Genomic DNA, 18607 nt, shown 5'->3' on the forward strand with positions numbered 1-18607 from the left:
CATCCCTTTCCTCAGGTCGACCCTCAGCGTGCGAGTTCAGGTCGACCTGAAGTCAAGGGCTCGGTCAGACCGCGACTCGGCGCAGCGCGTCCCTGGTCAGTTCGCCGAGGTCGCGGTAGCCGTCGACGGCCATGATCAGATCGGCCTCGGCGAGCAGCGCGCGAAGTACGTGCACGATGCCGTCGGCGCCGCCGAGCGCGAGGCCGTAGGCGTAGGGCCTGCCGACGCCGACCGCCGTCGCGCCGAGCGCCAGCGCCTTGACGATGTGGTCGCCGCCGCGGACGCCGGAGTCGAACAGCACCGGCAGGCCGTCGGCCGCGTCGACCACCTCGGCGAGCATGTCGAGGGCGGGCAGGCCGCCGTTGGCTTGGCGGCCGCCGTGGTTGGAGCAGTAGAGGCCGTCCACGCCACCGTCTTTCGCGCGGCGCGCGTCGTCGGGATGGCAGATGCCCTTCACGATCAACGGCAGGGTGGTGAGTTCACGGAGCCACGGCAGGTCGGCCCAGGTGAGCGGATTGCCGAAGAGCTGGGCCCAGCGCAGCACCGCGGCCTGGAGGTGTTCTTCGGGCGGGCCGGGCAGACCAGCGCGGAACACCGGATCGGTGAAATAGTTCGCCAGGCAGTGCCCGCGCAGCTGGGGGAAATTCGAGACGCCGAGATCGCGCGGGCGCCAGCCGGTGATCCAGGTGTCGAGCGTGACGACGATGCCCTTGTACCCCGCCTGCTCGGCCCGCTTCACCAGACTCGCGGCGAGATCCCGGTCGGTGGGCGTGTACAGCTGGAAAAAGCCTGGTGTGTCACCCATTTCGGCCGCCACCTGATCCAGCGGATCCACCGACAGGGTGGAGGCCACCATCGGGACGCCGGTGCGCGCCGCCGCGCGGGCGGTGGCCAGATCGCCGTGCCCGTCCTGGGCGCAGAGGCCGATCACACCGATCGGGGCCAGGAAAACCGGTGCGGGCCAGGTCGTCCCGAACAGTTCCACCGAGAGATCGCGCTCGGCCGCGCCGACGAACATGCGCGGCACCAGTCCCCACTGATCGAACGCGGTCACGTTGGCGCGCTGCGTGCGTTCGTCGCCCGCCCCGCCCGCCACGTACGACCACACCGAGGGCGGCAGCGCCGACTGCGCCTTGGCCTCCAGCTCGGCGAAGGACATCGGCAGCGTGGGCTGCACGCCGCCGAGCCCGCGCAGGTAGATCTCGTTCTGGTAATCGGCGAAGGCCATGGATCCGGGTGCCCTTTCGTCTGCGGGCGCTGCATCGCGCCACCGGGAGAAGCATGCGGGCCCGGCTGCTCGCCGCCACTAGAATGCAGGAATCAGGCACGATGGGAACCGCTGATGCAGGATGACGCCGCATTGCTGAGCGAGGACGAGCTCGCCCTGATCAACGCGTTGCAACTGCGGCCGCGCGGTTCCTGGTCGGAGCTGGGCCACGCGCTCGGCGTCGATCCGGTGACGGTCGCCCGTCGCTGGCAACGGCTCACCCGGCGCGGGGTGGCGTGGGTGAGTCCTTCGCCCGGTCCGCGGCTGCTCGACCAGATCACCGTCGCCTACGTCGAAATCGGTTGCACCGCCGACGCCGCGGCCGCGGTCAGCCGCAGCCTGTGCGAACACCCGCACATGGTCACCGTGGAGCGCTGCGCGGGCACCTACAACCTGCTGGCCACAGTCGGGGCCCGTGACCTGGCCACCATGTCGCACTACACCCTGGACGTGCTTCCCGCCATCCCGCACGTCGCGGCGGTGCGGGCGCGGATCGTCACGCACATGTTCACCGAGGGCGGCCGCTGGCGCATCGACGCGCTCGCACCCGACCAACGCGCCGAACTGGACATCCCGCCGCCGCAACCGTCGGCGCCGGTCCGCGCGGTGAGCATCGACGACGCCGATCGCGCGATGCTCGCACAGCTGGCCATGGACGGCCGGGCCTCACACCAGTACCTGGCGACGGTCGTCGGCACGAGCGCCTCGACGATCAAGCGCAGGCTGGACCGGCTCACCCGGCTCGGACTGCTCCAGTTCCGCTGCGACTTCGCCCGCCCGCTCGGCGGCTGGCCGGTCGCGGTGACCCTGTGGCTGGACGTGCCGCCGGAGCGGCTCGCCGAGATCGGCGACGCGATCGTCCGGCTTCCACAGACCCGCAACTGCGCCGCCATCAGCGGCGGTCACAACCTGCTGATCCAGGCCAACCTGCACAGCCTGGCCGACATCCCGCGCCTGGAAGCCGGGCTGGCCGCCGCCCATCCCGCGCTGCGCATCGCCGAGCGCACCGTCACGCTGCGCCACGACAAGCTCTTCGGGCACATCCTCGATCCGCGCGGGCGCAGCAGGCGCGTGGTGCGCCCCGACATCTGGAGCGAGCCCGCGTCGCCCGGGTGAGGCGAGGCGTATCTCCGCGTTCGCTCCGGCCGCGCGCGAATGTTTAGCGGTAGCGAATCGCGGCATGCCGATCGAGGGGGTGGTCGATCGGAAAGGAGTCGCTCATGGCTGAGTTGGACGGTGTACGGGTGCTCGTCGTGACTTCGAACACCGGTGTCGAGCACGACGAACTGCTGGTGCCGCGCGACGAATTGCGCAAACGCGGCGCGCGGGTTACCCACGCGGCGCCGAAATCGGAGCCGGTGCAGACCTTCCAGCACGACGTGGACAAGGACGAGGTGGTCTCGCCCGATGCGGCGCTGGACGCCGTGGACATCGACGACTTCGACGCGCTCGTGGTGCCCGGCGGCACCGTGAACGCGGACAAGCTGCGCGTCGACGATCGCGCCGTCGCGCTGGCCAAGGAGTTCGCCGGTGCGGGCAAGCCGGTCGCCGCGATCTGCCACGGGCCGTGGCTGCTCGTCGAGGCCGATTTGCTGCGCGGCAAGACGCTGACCTCGTACCACTCGCTGCGCACCGATGTCGACAACGCGGGCGGAGCGTGGGTCGACGAGCCGGTGGTGCGCTCGCCCGAGAACGGCTGGACGCTGATCACCTCGCGCGCGCCCGGCGATCTGAGTGATTTCGTCGGCGCGATCTCCAGCGAGTTGCGGGCGTAACGGCGGCGTGGCGCGCGGTTCGCCGCGGGCGGCGCCCGTTTCGGCCGGACGGCCTCGGGTACGCGCTCGACGTCAGCCCTCATCGAGGGCAGCGAAGCGGGAGGAGGCTGTATGGCAGGCAAGCACGGCAACCGGCTGGTGGGCGCGCGAGCGCTCGCGACGCTGGCCGACCTGGGTTTCGCATCGATCGCCTCGGGGGTGATCGCCCGCAGACGCGCGGTCATGGGGGTGCTGGAACGGACGCAGGCAGATCGGCGCGCGGTGGCGCGCATGCGCCAGCTGCGTGCCGAATTCGGTGCGGGCCCGGTCGAATTGGTGCTGCCGGGGCGTCGAGTCGTGATCGTCCTCGACCCGGACGACGTCGGCAGGGTGCTGGCGGACGCGCCGCGGCCGTTCGATCCCGCCAATCGCGAGAAGCGCGCCGCGCTGCGCCAATTCCAGCCGCACGGCGTGCTGCTCTCGGAGGGCCCGGTGCGCGCGCAGCGGCGGGCGGTGAACGAGGCGGCGCTGGACACCTCCGCGCCGCTGCATCGCCTCGCCGAACCGTTCGCCGAGATCATCGCCGACGAGGCCCGCGACCTCACCGCGTCCGCGCTGCGCCGCGGCCACCTCAACGCCTACCAGTTCACCGCGGACTGGTGGCGGCTGGTCCGGCGGCTGGTGCTCGGCAGGCGCGGACGCGACGACGAGGCGATCACCGACGAACTGTGGAAGCTGCGCTCGGCCGCCAACTGGTCGTTCCTCGCGCTACCGCAGCGCGGGCGGCGGGACCGTTTCACCGAACGGCTCTACCGCTATGTGGAAGCGGCCGATCCGGACAGTCTCGTCGGCGCGCTGGCGGCGACCGCGGCGGGCGGCGCGGTGGATCCGGTCGGCCAGATTCCGCACTGGCTCTTCGCTTTCGACGCGGCGGGCATCGCCACGAGCCGGGCCCTCGCGCTGCTGGCCACCCATCCGGATCAGCACGCACGCGCGACCGCCGACGCCGCCGACCCGCACACCCCACAGACCCGCGACTACCTGCGCGCCTGCGTCCTGGAATCGGTGCGGCTCTGGCCGACGACGCCGGTCATCCTGCGCGACATCACCGAGGACACCCAGTGGCGGACGGGCGCGGACCGGTTCACCATCGAGGGCGGCGCGGCACTGATGATCGTGGTCCCCGCGTTCCATCGCGACGCCGAGCTGCTGCCCTTCGCCGACCGGTTCGCGCCGGACCTCTGGTTGGAGGGACTCGCGGAGCAGTACCCGCAGCTGGTGCCGTTCAGCGCGGGTCCGGCGGTGTGCCCCGGCCGCAACCTGGTGCTCTTCACCACCAGCACCCTGCTCGCCCACTTGGTCGACGCCGCCGACTACCGGCTCCGCTCGACCCCGTCGCTGTCACCGGACAGCCCACTTCCGTTGACTCTGAACAACTTCGGTCTCGACTTCGAGATCACGCCCGCGGTGACGCGCGCCCGCTGACCGGTCCGCGCAGGAGGGCGCCGTGGGCCGTCGCGTATGGCCCACGGCCGTTGCGCGGGTGGTTCAGGTCCGCGGTGGGCGGCGGGCTCAGGCGGACGCGGTGCGCAGCGCGAACCAGCCGGTGGTCGGGTCCGCGAAGCCGTGGTAGACGAGCGGCGCGCGCTGGTCGAGTTCGAAGTGCCGGTAGACCGCGAGCATGGCCTGACGGATGGATTCGGCCTGGAAGTCCTCGCTGCGGCGGAAGCCGATGCGGCGTTCGGGTAGCAGCGCCAGCCTGGTCACCTCGGCGCGATCGCCGACATCGAGGCCGAAGGGATCGATGATCAGGTGGTCGTGCAGGATCGCGTGCAGCCGGTCGGGGTCCGGCAGGTGCGTGGTGCAGGGGCGCAACTCGGCGTGGATCGGCGGTTCGGAGCGGCCGGGCACGGTCGGCGTCTCGACCGACTCGACCAGCGCGACATCGGGCCGCGGCGGCGCGTCGGGGTCGTCGACGGTCGCCTGTTCCAGCAGATGCAGAATGCTGCCGCCCGGCATCAGCGGTTCCGCGACGAGGAAGACGGTGACCGAGGGGCAGCGGCAATCCTGGCCGGTGAGACAGACCTTCGCGGGAATCGGGTAGGACATGTGTCCTCCTCCGGAAGCGGGACGAACGATCGGCGAGGGGTGTGCTCTTCGAGCCCTCACTGCATGGTAATCCGCGGCGACGGCCGGTGGCAGGGCCCGCGGGCGGTTCGTTCGGCGGCTGCGCGGCGGCCTCGTCGTGTGTGATCGTTGGACGGTGAGCGCTGGTCCCCTCGCGGAGCACGGATGAACGCGGCGATACGGCCCGACCTGGGTCTCGCGGTGTTGTGCGCGGCGCTGGCGATCGGGGCGGCCGCGGTGTATCGGGTGGCGCGGCTCGGTTCGCCGTTCGTGGCGCCCCGCGCTGCCCTTCGTGGCGCCGTGCAATTGGCGGTCGTCGCGCTCGTGTTGGCGGCGGCGCTGGCGCGGCTGTGGTCGGCGATCCTGGTGCTCGCCGTCATGTTCGTCGCCGCGGTGGTGACCTCGGCGCGGCGCTCGGGCGCGGGGAAGTCCGGGCCGTGGCTGGCGCTGGCGCTGGGCGCGGGCGTCGGCGCGACGCTCCCGCCCATGCTGCTCAGCGGTGTGGTTCCGTTGACGGGCGTCGCGGTGGTGCCGGTCGGCGGGATCGTCCTCGGCGGCGCCATGACGGCGACGTCGCTGGCGGCGCGCCGCGCCCTCGACTCGATCGACCAGCGGCGCGGCGAGGTCGAAGCCGCGCTGAGTCTGGGCTTCACCGAACGGGACGCGCGGCTGGAGGTGATCCGCCCGACCGCCACCGACGCGCTGCTGCCCGGCGTCGACCAGACCCGCACGGTCGGATTGGTCACGCTGCCGGGTGCTTTCGTCGGCGTGCTGATCGCCAGCGGCTCGGCCATCCAGGCGGGTGCGGTCCAGGTCCTCGTGCTCTCGGGTCTGTTGCTCGCGCAGACCTGCGCCGTCGCGGTCACCATCGAGCTCGTCGCCCGCCGCCATGTCACGCGCCAGGCGGGCGAGCACGTCACCGCGTCGGGGAGCGGCCGGTGAAATCGGACACCAAAATTGTAACGTTGAGTAACAGTTACTTACACTCGGTGCTGCTGGGCACGATCCGGCGATCGACTCGAATCCATCCGTGCACTGAGGAAAAGCGTGATCTTCACCGAGCTGGCGCGTGCGCTCGACAACGGCTGGGCGCTCACCTTCGGCGGTGGCGTCGAACCCGCCGCCCCCACCCCCTCGACGATGCTCTACGACGAACCGCACCGGCAGCTGCGCCGCTACGAGGGCGCGCACGGCTCCGGGAGACCAGTCCTGCTGGTGCCGCCGCTCGCGGTGCACAGCTCATGCTTCGATCTGCGTCCGGGTCAGAGCCTGGCCAAGTTCCTGCTCGACACCGGGCGCACGCCCTACCTCGTCGACTACGGCCGCATCACCTACGCCGACCGGAACCTGGGCTTCGAGGAGTGGATCGACGACATCGTCCCGACCGCGATCGCCCGGGTCAGCGCCGAGCACGGCGGCGCCGAGGTCGACGTCATCGCCTGGTCGCTCGGCGGCACCCTGGCCCTGCTCACCGCCGCCGAGCACGCGGATCTGCCGATCGCCTCGGTCACCGCGCTCGGCACCCCGATCGATTACCGGCACCACCCGATGCTCGCGCCCTCCCGGCTGCTCGCGCGCGTGACCGGTGGTCGCGAAGTCGCTTGGTCCACCGCGCTGTTCGGCGGCATTCCGGCGTTCGCCGTGCAGCTCGGGTTCCGCGGCATGGCGTTGCCGCGCGAGATCATGCGCCCCTGGTTCATCGCCCGCAATCTGGGGCGCAGCGAGGCGCTGGCGCGGATGGAGGCGATCGACCGGTTCATCGGACGGATGCCCGGCTACCCCGGCCGCTTGTACCGGCAGAACCACCGGCTGATGATCGTCGGCAACCACATGGCGAAGGGCAGCATCCCGCTCGGCGCGGACCGGGTGATCGAGATGGCCAAAGTGAGCTGCCGCGTGCTGCTCGTCGGCAGTCCCTCGGACAACATCGCGCCCGCCGCCACGGTCGCGCCGGGCGTGCGGGTGCTCACCGGCGCGGCCGAGGCTCGTTATGTCGAAGTGCCGCGCGCCAGTCACCTCGGGCTCGTCGCCGGGCCCGAGGCGGCCAGCTGGGCGGTCATCGACAAATTCCTGGGCAGCGCCGTGCTCGCCGATCGCTGAGGTCGCGTGGCGCGGTCCGTCTATATAGGCGTGGGCTTCAGAGCCCGACCAGTCGCGCGCTCACCTTGTCCAATCGCTCGGCGAGTTCGTCGTCCTGGGCGCGGCGCGACGGGGTCTTGAGCGCGTTGTTCTGGAAATAGCGTCCGCTGTGCTCGGCGGGCTCCGGTGCGGTGGCCAGATAGGCGAGCCTGCGCCCGCCCTCGGCGGCCGGAATCATGAAGACACGCTTGGCGATCGCCGCGAACGGCCTGCCCCACCACGGCATCGCGTCCCAGATCCCGGTCGCCACCGCGCCGGGATGGAAGGCGTTGACGGTCACCCCGGTGCCTTCCAGCCGCCGCGCCAGCGCGCGCACGTAGAGGATGTTGGCCAGCTTGGACTGGCTGTAGGCCTTCTCGCCGGAGTAGCCGCGCGACAGGTTCAGGTCGTCCAGGTCCAGGTTGGCGCCGTAGTGCATGACCGACGAGGTGAACAGGATGCGCGACGGCGCGCTGCGCCGCAGCAGGTCGAGCAGCAACTCGGTGAGCAGGTAGCCGCCGAGATGGTTGACCGCGAAGGTGGCCTCGACCTCGTCGTCGGTGACGACGCGCTGCGGATAGAAGCCGCCCGCGTTGTTGGCGAGCACGTCGAGGCGGTCGTAGTTCGCGAGCACCTTTCCGGCGAGCTCGCGGACGGCGGGTTGGCTCGCGAAATCGCACACCAGCGTGTCCACCTGTCCCGCGCCCGCCTCTCGGACGAGTCGTGCGGCATGGTCGAGCTTCTCGGGATTGCGTCCGACGAGTATCAGGTGATCGCCTGCTTCGCCCAGTTGCCGCGCGGCTTCCAGACCGATACCCGACGTCGCCCCCGTGATCAGGATCGTCTTCATGAAACCCACACTGCCACAGCGCCAAGCGCCGCAGGGGTCACCGCGCGGGTTCGGCCTCCGCGTCGTCGTCGGTTTCCGGCGGCGGCGCGGTCGCCGCGTCGATCTGCTCGCCCACGTAACGCAGCACCACGGCGACCATGGCGGCGACCGGAACGGCGAGGAACGCGCCTACGATGCCGTACAGCGAGCCGCCCGCGGTCACGGCGAGCAGCACCACCACCGCGTGCAGCTGCATGCTGCGGCTCTGCAACACCGGTTGCAGCACATTGCCTTCCAGCTGCTGCACGGCCAGGATGATGCCGAGCACGATCAACGCGGTCGTCACGCCGTTGGCGACCAACGCGACCAGGACCGCGAGCGCGCCCGCGACGAACGCTCCGACGATGGGGATGAAGCCGCCGAGGAAGGTCAGCACGGCGAGCACCGCGGCCAGCGGGACGCCGAGGATCACCAGGCCCGCGCCGATCAACACCGCGTCGATCAGGCTGACCAGGGCCTGGGTGCGGATGAAACCGCCGAGGGTGACCCAGATCCGGCTCAGCACCTCCTCGAAGTGCCTGCCGCCGCGGGTCCCGGTCACGCTGTGCAGCCAGGGCATGAAGCGCGGCCCGTCCTTGACGAAGAAGAACGCCAGCACCAGCACCAGGAACAAGGTGACCAGCGCCGAGGTGGCCGTGGTGACGCCGCTGAAGACGCCGGTCGCGATCTGCTCGGCGCTGGACTGCAACCGGGAGACGATGGCGTCCACCGCGGAATCGAGCTGCTCGTCGCGGATGTTCAGCGGCGGGCCCTGCAACCAGTCGCGGACCCGGTTGACGCCCTCGGTCGCCTTGTCGGCCAGTTCCGGCGCTTGATCCACCACCGAGGGCACGATCAGCGCGATGACTCCCGCGAGCAGACCGAGGAAGCCGAGCAGCGACAGCGACGCGGCGAGCGCGGGCCGCAGGCCGTGTTTGGTGAGCCAGCGCGTGGGCGGCCACAGCACGGTCGCGACGACGACGGCCAGCGCCATCGGCAGGATCACCACCCACAGGCGCGCGATGATCCAGCCGAGCACCCACGCGCCCGCGGCGATCGCGACGACGCACAGCGCCCATTTCGCCAGCCAGAACAACCCGGTGCCGATCACGTCTCCGCGCTCGGGCGGCTCGAGCGCCTTGTTCTTGCCGGTGTCGTTCCCCACCCTGGGCTTGCTCGGCTCGGTCACGACTTGCCCTCCACTCGCTGACGCCTCACCGGCCCAGTCTCGCACGAGGCCGCTCGCGCGGCCGGTCACCTGCGGGTCGCGCTGGCGGCGGACCGGATTGCCGCGCGGATCTCCGGGTAGTGCCACGAAGTAGGAGCTGGCCGAACGCGAACCGAGGAGGCTCGATCATGACAGCACCGACCGCGCTGGCGCTGGTGTGCACGTTGAAGAAGTCACCGAGCGAATCCAGCAGCGAACTCATCGCCAGGCAGGTGCTGTCGCGGCTGGCCGAGCACGACGTGAAGGGCGAGGTGCTTCGGCTCGTCGACTACGACATCCATCCCGGCGTCACCGACGACGAGGGCGCGGGCGATCAGTGGCCGCGGGTGCGCGAACAGATCATGGCCGCCGACATCCTGCTCGTCGCCACCCCGACCTGGCTCGGGCACATGTCCTCGGTGGCGCAGCGGATGCTGGAGCGCCTCGACGCCGAGCTGTCCAACACCGACGAGCAGGGGCGGCCGGCGATGGTCGGCAAGGTCGGGCTGGCCGCGGTCGTCGGCAACGAGGACGGCGCGCACAAGATCGTGGCCGATATGTTCCAGGCGCTCAACGACATCGGCTTCACCATCCCGGCGCAGGGCTGCACCTACTGGAACGGCCGCGCGATGGAGACCGTCGATTACTCGGACCTCGACGAGGTGCCCGAGCCGGTCGCGAGCGCCACCGCCGCCATGGCCCGCAACGCCGCCCACCTCGCCCGGTTGCTCGCCGACCAGCGCTATCCCGCTTACCAGTAACGATTTTCTCTCCGCGAGAGCCGGTTTCCCCGGCGTATCCCGGGTACCCGATCGATGAGGAGGTGTGTGACATGCCGAAGGAATGGACCGACAAACAGGAACGGCAGTACGAACACATCAAGGATTCGGCGCAGGATCGCGGCGCGAGCACCAAGCGCGCCAAGCAGATCGCGGCCCGCACCGTCAACAAGAACCGCGCGCAGTCCGGCCAGAGCAAGACCGCGAGCCGGTCCTCGGTCAAGGACAAGTCGCCGCAGCAGCGCGGCGGCCAGCGTTCGGGACGCAGCGGCCCGAAGGGTCCGACCAGGGACCAGCTGTACAACGAGGCCAAGAAGCGCAACATCAAGGGCCGCTCCAAGATGACCAAGCAGCAGCTGGAGAGCGCCCTCGGCCGTTAGTCCGGCGCGCCGAGCAGCGCCGCCGCGGCCTGCTCGGCGAGATCGGCGGCGTGGGCCGGAATCTCTTGTCCGCCACGTAGATACCGCCGGACCAAGGCGTAGGGCAGGTCGACCACGGCGAGCAGCACGCGGTCGGTCGCTCGGGCGCCCGCGTCGCCGGTGCGCGCTATCAGCTCGGTCAGCGCGTCCTGTATAGCGGCATTGGCCCGCGCGGTGTCCGCGCGCGCCGCTTCGCTCCAGTCCCGTTCGCCCAGTTCCCTCGCCCCCGCGAGCAGCACGGCCGCCTCGCGGGGGCTTTGTCGTGCCCAGTCGAGGGTCGCGCGTGCGCCGCGACGGATCGCCTCCTCGGGCGGCTCGAGGGTCAGCACGGCGAGCAGTTCGTCGCGAAATCGGCTCAACGTGCGATTCCACAGCGCGGCGAGCAGCGCGGGCCGATCCGGAAACCGGTGGTAGACCGACCCGCTCGGCGCGCCGACCGCCTTGGCCACTGCCGACATGGTGACGGCGGCGGGCCCGCCCGCGGCGAGAAGTTCGGCGGCGGCGTCCAGCAGCCGATCGGCGTCGTGCTTCGGGGGTCTTCCCATGAATTGGAGGATATGCTCTAATTCTGTTTTAGAGGTAGCTCTCTAAAACGGAGGTGGATCGGATGGTGGTGCCGCCTCTCCACACACGGCTGAATAAGGAGCGAAAGATCATGGCCGTCATCAATATTCACGTGCGGCGCCTACCTGCCGCCCCCGCGGAGGTCGGGGCGCTGCTCGACTCGCTGGCGAGCGAGGACGACCGCCTCTGGCCCGCACCGGCCTGGCCGCCGATGCTTTTCGACCGCCCGCTCGGGGTCGGCGCCGCCGGCGGGCACGGCCCCGTCCGCTACACGGTGGAGCACTACGAACCCGGGCGCTGGGTGCGGTTCCGATTCACCGGTCCCCGCGGTTTCGACGGCTTTCACGAATTGACCGTCCAGCCGACCGCCGACGGCGGAACCGACCTGATCCACTTGCTCGCCATGCACGCCCGCGGGCCCGCCCGCCTCACCTGGCCGCTGGCCTACCGCTGGATGCACGACGCCTGCCTCGAGGACTGCTTCGACCGTGCCGAACGCGCTGTCACCGGCTCGGTCCGCCGCCCTGCCCGGTGGAGCCTGCCGGTCCGCGTCCTTCGCTGGCTGGCCGAGCGTGCCGTGGGGCCGGAATCCGATACGCGTTCGGCAACACTTTCGACCGCCCGTTAGCCTTCGCGAGCTTTCTCGAGTCCGGCATCCAGTGCGCGAAGTCGTTCGCCAGGGAGACGCGCCTGGTTCCAGATGCCTCGCCGAACGGGCAGGGCCACAACAACTTTCATTCGAAGGCGGCCGTTCGCGCGGGAGCGGTCGCGTAGTGGCGGGCGAGGGCTTGCAGGGCCTCGGAGCAGCCGGTGTCGAGGGCGAGGGAGGCGAACTCGTCGCCGCGGGTCCGGCCGCGGTTGACGATCACCACCGGACAGCCGTTCTTCGCGGCGCGGCGGACGAAGCGCAGACCGGACATCACGGTGAGGGAGGAGCCCGCGACCAGCAGCGCGTCGGCGGCGTCGACGAGGTCGAAGGCAGCGGCGACCCGCTCCTTCGGCACGTTCTCGCCGAAGTAGACGATGTCCGGCTTGAGCATGCCGCCGCAGTGGGCGCAGTCGACCATGCGGAAACTGTCGGTGTCGGCGACCACTGCATCGGCATCCGGCGCGACCTCGACGCCGGTGGCGGTGGCAGCCTCGGCGAAGCCCGGATTGGCCGCCTCCAGCCGATCGGCCAGCGTCATCCTGGAGATCAGCGCGGAACATCCGAGGCAACGCACGCGGGCGTAGGTGCCGTGCAGGTCGATCACCGCGCGATGGCCCGCCTTGGTGTGCAGCATGTCGACGTTCTGCGTGATCAGCCCGGTGACGACGCCGATCCGTTCCAGTAGGGCGAGCGCGCGGTGGCCCGCATTGGGCCGGGCGGCGTCCATCCGCCGCCAGCCGACGTGATTGCGCGCCCAATAGCGTTGGCGGAACGCGGCATCGCCGACGAACTGCTGGTAGGTCATGGGATTGCGGGGCGGCGAGTCGGGGCCGCGATAATCCGGGATGCCGCTGTCGGTGGAGACGCCCGCGCCCGTCAGCACCGCGACCCGGCGATCGGCCAGCACCTCGGCCAACCGCTCCAGCTCCGCGTCGGTCGACGTGCTGCGCGACATGGTCGCATCGTAGGTGATGCGGGACGGGGTTCAGGTGTGCACGGTGATGCTCAACCGGGGGCGCTCGGTCTCGTCCGGCGCGGCGACCCGCTCCCACACCGCCTCGACCAGTGGCGCGAGCAGCAACTCGCCGAGCTGCCTGATCAACACCGAGACGACCTGCGTCGACTCGCGGCGGTCGGTGGAGGCGACACCGGCCTCGCGCAGCCCGATCACTTCGCGGCGGGTCAGCTCGACCAGCGACTCGAGCAGCTCGATCCGGGTACCGGAAGGTTCGAGTACGGCGCGCCGCAGGTAGTTCACCACCGCGGGGTTGGCCGCGAGCATCCGATGCACCGCCTCGTCGCGGGCGGCGGCGACCTGTGCGGCATCGCCCGCCACCGGCACGGACGCGACGGTGTGCGCGAAATAGTCGACGATCAGCTGATCGACCGCCGCCTCCAAGCCCGCCTTGGTCTTGAAGTGGTGCTGGACGAGGCCGAGCGTGACGCCCGCCTCGGCCGCCACCGCGCGCAACGACACCCGTTCCGAGCCGTACTGGGCGTACAGGTCCATGGCGGCGTTCCTGATCCGCGCCTTCGCGGTCAGATCCTCGTTGGTCGCCCGCGGATCAACCATGTGCCCTCGCCTCGTCGTGCCTGCTTCGGTGGCGGCGATTCTACGGTCACGGCTGATCGGCATGGTCGCCGCACCGGTTCCGGTACAGCTGTATCTCAGTAGTGGGCGTCGTGTTCGGCGTCCGGCCTTGTGCGCGGGGCGTTTTCGTCGCGGCGGCGCGGGATCAGTTGCGCACCAGCAGCACGATGGCCGCCGTGATCAGACCGAGGGCGATCGCGGCGAACCCGTACGTCACGCGATAGGTGCGCAGGTACGGCAGCGCACTGTCGACGGCGAAGCGGCCGGGGCCGGTCAGCGCTATCGCGGCGGCCGCGCAGGCGAGCAATATCTCGTATTCGATGCCGCCCTTGTTGCCGAAGAACCCGGCACCCCATTTGACGGCGATCGCGTTGACCATGACGCCGAGGATGGCCGCCGCGCCCAGCGGTGTGAGCAGGCCGATGGCCAGGGCCAAGCCGCCGAAGGCCTCGGACGCGCCGGCGAGGATCGCGGACGCCTTGCCCGCTGGATAGCCCTGCGAGGTGAAGAACGCGGCGGTGCGGTCCAAGCCGCCGCCGTCGAACCAGCCGAAGAGCTTCTGCGCGCCGTGCGCGGCCATCGTCAGGCCGAGCGCGAGGCGCAGGACGAGCAGGCCCAGATCGATGCCGAGCGTGCTCGCGGTTGCGTTGGTGGTCGGTGCTGTCGTGGTCGTCATGGCGAGGTCCTCTCTCGTCCACAAGCTGCCTGACCTTACGGCCACGGTACGCCCGGGCACTGCCCGCCGTGCCGAATCCGGCCCACAACGCGCTGGTGGGCGGGTCTTGCGACCCGCCCACCGAGCGATGCGTCAGCGATCAGTCGCCGCGCTGGTACGCCTGCTGGCGCGCCTCGTCGACGTTGGCTTCCGCCCGAGCCTTCTCGGCGGCGGCTTCCTTCTGTGCGGCCTCACGCTGGGATTCGGCCTTGTCCTGCTGGACGCGGCCCTCCTTCTCCAGCTCCTCCTTGCCGGTGACGATGCCCGCGGCCTCCTTCACCTTGCCCTTGACGTCCTCGACGACGCCCTTGACACCTTCGCGGGGACCGCTTTCGTGCTTCGACACGATGTCTACCTCCGAAATATCGGTTGTCGGCTGACATTGGCCGCATACCCGCTCTCGAGGACCCCAATCGTGGGCCCGCCAGATGCCCTCGCCTGCCCCGCCCGAGCTCGCCGAATGTCGACCGCATACCGCCTGCTGCACTCAGCCTGCGGCCGACCTGTCTCGAACGGCCACAATCTCGGCGACCTACTGAACCGGCAGATCGAGGCTCGAGCCCTGATCGGCGGTCGAGGGTTTGGTGGAACTCGGGTTCTGTCCGTTGCCGGGCTGCGAATCGTTCGACGGTGCCGTCAGCGACTCGACGATCTCATTCCGGGTGTAGTCGATCGCGTCGTTCGCTGCCCGCTCCGTAATGCTCTCCTGCTCGCCCCAAGTCATATCGGCAACTGTGTTGCCGACCTTCTTGCCGATCAGGTAGTTCACCGTCCAGTCGCTCACGGGATTACCGGTGAGACTGACGCCCTTGTCGTTCAGCAACTTGCTGACCGGGGCCGCGACGGCGCCGGAGATCGCACCGTAGATGCTGTTCGAGGCGATGGAGAAGCCGTCGTAACCATCGCGGACTCCGAGCTTGATCTCGAGCGACTGGAATCCGACCTCAATTCCCCCTTTGACGCCCGCGCCCAGCACAGCGCCCTGGACGATCGTGCGGACGCCGATTTCCTGGATCAGTTTCTTCAGCGCCTGTGTGATCGCCGTGCGGACCGCGACTTGGACCGCTGCGCCCTCGGCCAGGCTTGCTCCCAAAGTCGGGGCCGCCGCCGCTGCTGCCGCCGCCAGCTGGATCGCTAGGAACACCAGCATCGAGATGATGTACAGCTTCACCGCGAGTACCAGCATCGCCATCACCCGCAGGACGAAAGCCAGTTCCCTGCAGAACTCGGCAGTGCTCTGCAACGTACCGCCGTCGCCGCCGACGTTCTTCCAGAACGCGTCGATGGCGTCGTGGGTTTCGCCTTCGGTGTTCGCCAGCACGACCTTGACGACGTCGTCGCCGAGATCGTTCACCTGGTCCAGGAGGTCGGCGATCTGATCCCATCGATCAGCCGCCGCCCGGAGACCGGTCTCGTCGGTCTCAGGCCATTTGTAGACCACAACGGCGGCAACAGGTTTCAGAGCATCGGGTATTTCCAGTCCCACGGTCGCTCAGCCCTTGCCATCCAGGTATTCGGTGACCTTGGTCAGGGCGTCCTTGAAGTCCTGATCCAGATTCTGGAACGTTGTCCCTGTCGCCTCGACGCCCCGGCCGAGAAACTGAAGCAACTGCACGGCGCCATCGATGGCCGTCAGCGCCTCCTCGGCCTTGCCGGTGTAGTTCTGTGCGAACCGATCGCCGAATTCGTCGTCACCCCATGCATTGCCGATGCTGTCGAGTCCGGACTTCAGCGTTGACAGCCCGCTGGACAGCTCGGTTGCCAGCTCGGCGAGCTTCGGCGATTGTGCCTTGACAGCGTCGGGATCGATGCTGAAGTCGCTGTTACCAGCCATGTTTGGCCCCGAATCCCTTCCAGTGCGGTCCTTCGTCCTCGTCATCGACGGGCGGCACCGACTCCGGAGCAGGCTCCGATGCTTCGGGTTCGGGCGGGGCGGGCAGAAGGTCGCCGATCTGCCGACCGACGAAGGGCAGCTCCTCGTAGAGCTGTTCCTGCGGAGCGAATTCCGCGGCCGCCGCGGTGATCGGCGCCAGCAGTGCGTCCATCTCGGATTTGGCCGAGCGCGCCGCGAACTGGGCCGCCTGGAGGAACGAGGCCGCCAGCTTCTCCGGTGCCGAGCGCTTGAAGGCAGCCGGGTCTACCCACACGTCTACCGGAACACCGGCCGCGTTGGTGGTTACCCGGACCAGGTTGTCGTCGGACCAGCCCTGGGAAGTCGAGGCGGCAAGCACCTCTCGCGCTTTCGCGATATCCCGCAGCTGTTGTTCGTAGGTGGCAAGCACGTTGTCGACCTGGCCCTGCAGCGCGTCAGTGCGCGCGCGGAGCTGCTCCTGCTCGAATGATCTCACACCGCAGTCCTCAGATCCGAAGTTGTCGCGTCACTGGTATGACGCTACAAGCGCGAGATCGGTTCCATCGAATCCCGGTGGGACCACTGCGGATTCACCTACGGCTCCGGCTGCGCGAACTCCTCTCGCTCTCGGCGGCCTCAATCGCGAAGCATCAGGCCCGCCAGATGCTGTCGCCCGCGCGGGTCAGCACGATGTTGGGGACCACCGCGTTGCGGGAGAGCCGGGTCACGGCCAGCACCAGCTCGGCGATGTCGCCGGTGCGGAGCATGGCGGAGGGGTCGAGTTCGTCGCGCTTCCACGCCGTCATATCGGTGTCGACATAGCCGGGGGAGATGGCCGTCGCGCTGACACCGTTGGCGGATTCCTCGAGCGAGACGGTCTCGCACAGCGAGATGAGCGCGGCCTTGGTCGCGCCGTAGGCGGCCAGGCCTGCCTCGCCCGCGACCCCGGTGATCGAGGCGAGTGCCACGATCTTCGCCCCGCGCGCCGGGTCGTCGGCGGCGCTCTTGCGCAGCAACGGCAGCGCCGCCTGGATCAGCGTGATCGGCGCGCGGAAGTTGACGTCCAGCATCCGCTCGTAGGTCTTGGCGGGCATGTCCGCCACCCGGCCCGCTGTTCCGGTGCCCGCGCTGAGCACCAGTGCGTTCAGCCCGCCGAACCGATCCTCGTGCTCGCGCACCAGGTTTCGCACCTGATCCAGGTCGTTCATCTGCGCCACAACGGGATTCACCTCGACGCCGGACTCGTCGCGCAGGCGCCGCGCGGTCTCGGCGAGCGCGTCGGCATTCCTGGCGGCGAGGGTCAGGTGCCAACCCTCGCCGGCCAGGCGCCGGGCGATCTCGGCGCCGATACCGCGGGAACCACCGGTGATCAGCGCACTCCGGTAGGTCACGCTCCGCTCGACGGTGGGCGAGTCCTGGACGGAGATCGTCATCCGAGGCGCTCGATGACGGTCGCGTTGGCCAGCCCGCCCGCCTCGCACATGGTCATCAGGCCGTAGCGTCCCCGAGTCTGCTCGAGGTGGTTGACCAGAGTGGCCAGGAGCCGGGTGCCCGACGCGCCGAGGGGGTGGCCGAGCGCGATCGCGCCACCGCGCGGGTTCAGCTTGGCGGCGTCGGCGCCGAGTTCGTGCTGCCAGACCAGCGGCACCGGCGCGAACGCCTCGTTCACCTCGTAGGCGTCGATGTCGTCGATGCCGAGCCCGGCCCGATCGAGCACCTTGCGGGTGGCCGGGACGACGGCGGTGAGCATCAGCAGCGGATCGTCGCCGAGCACGGCGAAGGAGTGGAACCGGGCGCGCGGGCGCAGGCCGAGCTTCGTCGCGGTCTCCTCGCTCATGATCAAGGCGGCCGATGCGCCGTCGGTCAGCGGCGACGAGTTGCCCGGTGTGATCGACCATTCGATCTCGGGGAAGCGCGCCTTGTACTGCTCGTCGACGAAGGCGGGACGCAGTCCGGCCAGGCCCTCGGCGGTGGTCGTGGCGCGAATGGTCTCGTCGGCGGTCAGCGTGCCCGCCGCGACGAGCTCGTTGTCGAATCCGCCCGCGGCGGCGGTCTCGGCGGCCAGCCGGTGCGAACGCGCGGCGAACTCGTCCAGCGCGGCCCGGTCGAACTTCCACCGCGCCGCGATCACCTCGGCGGAAATACCCTGCTGGACAAGGCCTTCCGGGTATCGATGGGCGATCGGGCCGCGGTTGGCGTCCTTGCCCTGTGCGTTGGAGAACATCGGCGCCCTGCTCATCGACTCCACGCCGCAGGCGATGGCGATGTCGTAGGCGCCCGCGATGACGCCCTGCGCGGCGAAGTGCGCGGCCTGTTGCGAGGAGCCGCACTGGCGGTCCACGGTGGTCGCGGGTACCGACTCGGGGAAGCCCGCGGCGAGCACGGCGGTGCGCGAGATGTTGAACGCCTGCTCGCCGGACTGGGTGACGCAACCCCCCACCACGTCGTCGACCAGGGCCGGATCCAGATCGTTGCGCGAGACGAGCTCGGCGAGCACGCCCGCGAGCAGGGTCGCGGGATGCACCTCCGACAGACCTCCGCCCGGCTTGCCCTTGCCCGAGGGGGTGCGGACGACGTCCACGATGACGGCGGACCTCATAGCTGTCTCCGATCAACTAAGTTAACTCGCATTCTCGACTAAGTTAACACGGATTCACCTCGCTCCGTAACGGTGACCCAGGTATTGGGGGCAGCGCG

General features: G+C 69.8%; 22 protein-coding genes. 8 read left to right on the forward strand and 14 right to left on the reverse strand.

Annotated features, from left to right (window positions below; all coding sequences use genetic code 11):
- Window positions 1-64: 64 nt before the first annotated feature.
- Window positions 65-1228, reverse strand: a complete 1164-nt coding sequence (locus tag FB390_RS13710) for an alpha-hydroxy-acid oxidizing protein (protein WP_141809297.1) — start codon at window positions 1226-1228, stop codon at window positions 65-67.
- A gap of 114 nt (window positions 1229-1342) precedes the next feature.
- Between FB390_RS13710 and FB390_RS13715 the strand changes: the two genes are divergently transcribed.
- The 3 genes from FB390_RS13715 to FB390_RS13725 all read left to right on the forward strand — a co-directional run bounded on the left by FB390_RS13715 (window position 1343) and on the right by FB390_RS13725 (window position 4506).
- Window positions 1343-2383: an Lrp/AsnC family transcriptional regulator gene (locus FB390_RS13715; protein ID WP_141809298.1), complete on the forward strand. Its 1041-nt coding sequence runs from the start codon at window positions 1343-1345 to the stop codon at window positions 2381-2383.
- A 104-nt stretch (window positions 2384-2487) separates the two neighbouring features.
- Complete coding sequence (locus tag FB390_RS13720; RefSeq protein ID WP_141809299.1) at window positions 2488-3042, forward strand: type 1 glutamine amidotransferase domain-containing protein; 555 nt, start codon at window positions 2488-2490, stop codon at window positions 3040-3042.
- A gap of 111 nt (window positions 3043-3153) precedes the next feature.
- Window positions 3154-4506 carry a cytochrome P450 gene (locus FB390_RS13725; RefSeq protein WP_141809300.1) on the forward strand — a complete coding sequence of 451 codons (1353 nt, stop codon included), beginning with the start codon at window positions 3154-3156 and terminating at the stop codon, window positions 4504-4506.
- A gap of 87 nt (window positions 4507-4593) precedes the next feature.
- On the opposite strand, the gene FB390_RS13730 is transcribed toward FB390_RS13725, so the two are convergent.
- Complete coding sequence (locus tag FB390_RS13730; protein ID WP_141809301.1) at window positions 4594-5130, reverse strand: hypothetical protein; 537 nt, start codon at window positions 5128-5130, stop codon at window positions 4594-4596.
- Window positions 5131-5313: 183 nt separating this feature from the next.
- Here FB390_RS13730 and FB390_RS13735 point away from each other — a divergent pair, with 183 nt between their 5' ends.
- Together FB390_RS13735 and FB390_RS13740 are read left to right on the forward strand one after the other, a co-directional pair.
- Window positions 5314-6090 (forward strand): ABC transporter permease, encoded by a 777-nt coding sequence (locus tag FB390_RS13735; RefSeq protein ID WP_141809302.1) that lies wholly within the window; start codon window positions 5314-5316, stop codon window positions 6088-6090.
- Between the two features lie 105 nt (window positions 6091-6195).
- Window positions 6196-7248, forward strand: coding sequence for an alpha/beta fold hydrolase (locus FB390_RS13740; protein ID WP_246124007.1), 1053 nt, complete (start codon window positions 6196-6198; stop codon window positions 7246-7248).
- A 37-nt stretch (window positions 7249-7285) separates the two neighbouring features.
- Here the strand turns inward: FB390_RS13740 and FB390_RS13745 are convergent, their stop codons facing one another.
- Together FB390_RS13745 and FB390_RS13750 are read right to left on the reverse strand one after the other, a co-directional pair.
- Complete coding sequence (locus tag FB390_RS13745; RefSeq protein ID WP_141809304.1) at window positions 7286-8116, reverse strand: SDR family oxidoreductase; 831 nt, start codon at window positions 8114-8116, stop codon at window positions 7286-7288.
- A gap of 37 nt (window positions 8117-8153) precedes the next feature.
- Complete coding sequence (locus FB390_RS13750; RefSeq protein ID WP_141811749.1) at window positions 8154-9299, reverse strand: AI-2E family transporter; 1146 nt, start codon at window positions 9297-9299, stop codon at window positions 8154-8156.
- Between the two features lie 191 nt (window positions 9300-9490).
- Between FB390_RS13750 and FB390_RS13755 the strand changes: the two genes are divergently transcribed.
- Window positions 9491-10102 carry a flavodoxin family protein gene (locus FB390_RS13755; RefSeq protein WP_141809305.1) on the forward strand — a complete coding sequence of 204 codons (612 nt, stop codon included), beginning with the start codon at window positions 9491-9493 and terminating at the stop codon, window positions 10100-10102.
- Between the two features lie 71 nt (window positions 10103-10173).
- Complete coding sequence (locus FB390_RS13760) at window positions 10174-10500, forward strand: plasmid stabilization protein (protein ID WP_141809306.1); 327 nt, start codon at window positions 10174-10176, stop codon at window positions 10498-10500.
- On the opposite strand, the gene FB390_RS13765 is transcribed toward FB390_RS13760, so the two are convergent.
- Window positions 10497-11084, reverse strand: a complete 588-nt coding sequence (locus FB390_RS13765; protein ID WP_141809307.1) for a TetR/AcrR family transcriptional regulator — start codon at window positions 11082-11084, stop codon at window positions 10497-10499. The genes FB390_RS13760 and FB390_RS13765 overlap by 4 nt on opposite strands.
- Window positions 11085-11194: 110 nt before the next feature.
- Between FB390_RS13765 and FB390_RS13770 the strand changes: the two genes are divergently transcribed.
- Complete coding sequence (locus tag FB390_RS13770) at window positions 11195-11731, forward strand: SRPBCC family protein (RefSeq protein WP_141809308.1); 537 nt, start codon at window positions 11195-11197, stop codon at window positions 11729-11731.
- A gap of 106 nt (window positions 11732-11837) precedes the next feature.
- On the opposite strand, the gene FB390_RS13775 is transcribed toward FB390_RS13770, so the two are convergent.
- From FB390_RS13775 to FB390_RS13815, 9 genes are all read right to left on the reverse strand, one after another.
- Complete coding sequence (locus tag FB390_RS13775) at window positions 11838-12707, reverse strand: NAD-dependent protein deacetylase (RefSeq protein WP_141809309.1); 870 nt, start codon at window positions 12705-12707, stop codon at window positions 11838-11840.
- Between the two features lie 30 nt (window positions 12708-12737).
- Entirely contained in the window at window positions 12738-13325 is a 588-nt protein-coding gene (locus FB390_RS13780; protein ID WP_141809310.1) for a TetR/AcrR family transcriptional regulator, read from the reverse strand.
- A gap of 163 nt (window positions 13326-13488) precedes the next feature.
- Window positions 13489-14019 carry a DoxX family protein gene (locus FB390_RS13785; RefSeq protein ID WP_141809311.1) on the reverse strand — a complete coding sequence of 177 codons (531 nt, stop codon included), beginning with the start codon at window positions 14017-14019 and terminating at the stop codon, window positions 13489-13491.
- A gap of 139 nt (window positions 14020-14158) precedes the next feature.
- Window positions 14159-14404, reverse strand: a complete 246-nt coding sequence (mbp1, locus tag FB390_RS13790) for a microaggregate-binding protein 1 (RefSeq protein WP_141809312.1) — start codon at window positions 14402-14404, stop codon at window positions 14159-14161.
- A gap of 186 nt (window positions 14405-14590) precedes the next feature.
- Window positions 14591-15544 carry a WXG100-like domain-containing protein gene (locus FB390_RS13795; RefSeq protein WP_141809313.1) on the reverse strand — a complete coding sequence of 318 codons (954 nt, stop codon included), beginning with the start codon at window positions 15542-15544 and terminating at the stop codon, window positions 14591-14593.
- 6 nt (window positions 15545-15550) lie between these two features.
- Window positions 15551-15892, reverse strand: a complete 342-nt coding sequence (locus FB390_RS13800; protein WP_141809314.1) for a WXG100 family type VII secretion target — start codon at window positions 15890-15892, stop codon at window positions 15551-15553.
- Window positions 15882-16406 (reverse strand): YbaB/EbfC family nucleoid-associated protein, encoded by a 525-nt coding sequence (locus FB390_RS13805; protein ID WP_141809315.1) that lies wholly within the window; start codon window positions 16404-16406, stop codon window positions 15882-15884. Before FB390_RS13805 ends, FB390_RS13800 begins: the two co-directional genes overlap by 11 nt.
- Before the next feature lie 154 nt (window positions 16407-16560).
- Entirely contained in the window at window positions 16561-17343 is a 783-nt protein-coding gene (locus tag FB390_RS13810; RefSeq protein ID WP_141809316.1) for an SDR family NAD(P)-dependent oxidoreductase, read from the reverse strand.
- Window positions 17340-18509, reverse strand: coding sequence for a thiolase family protein (locus tag FB390_RS13815; protein ID WP_141809317.1), 1170 nt, complete (start codon window positions 18507-18509; stop codon window positions 17340-17342). Before FB390_RS13815 ends, FB390_RS13810 begins: the two co-directional genes overlap by 4 nt.
- Window positions 18510-18607 lie beyond the last annotated feature (98 nt).

Origin of the sequence: Nocardia bhagyanarayanae (genome assembly GCF_006716565.1) — a bacterium.
GTDB classification, from domain to species: domain Bacteria; phylum Actinomycetota; class Actinomycetes; order Mycobacteriales; family Mycobacteriaceae; genus Nocardia; species Nocardia bhagyanarayanae.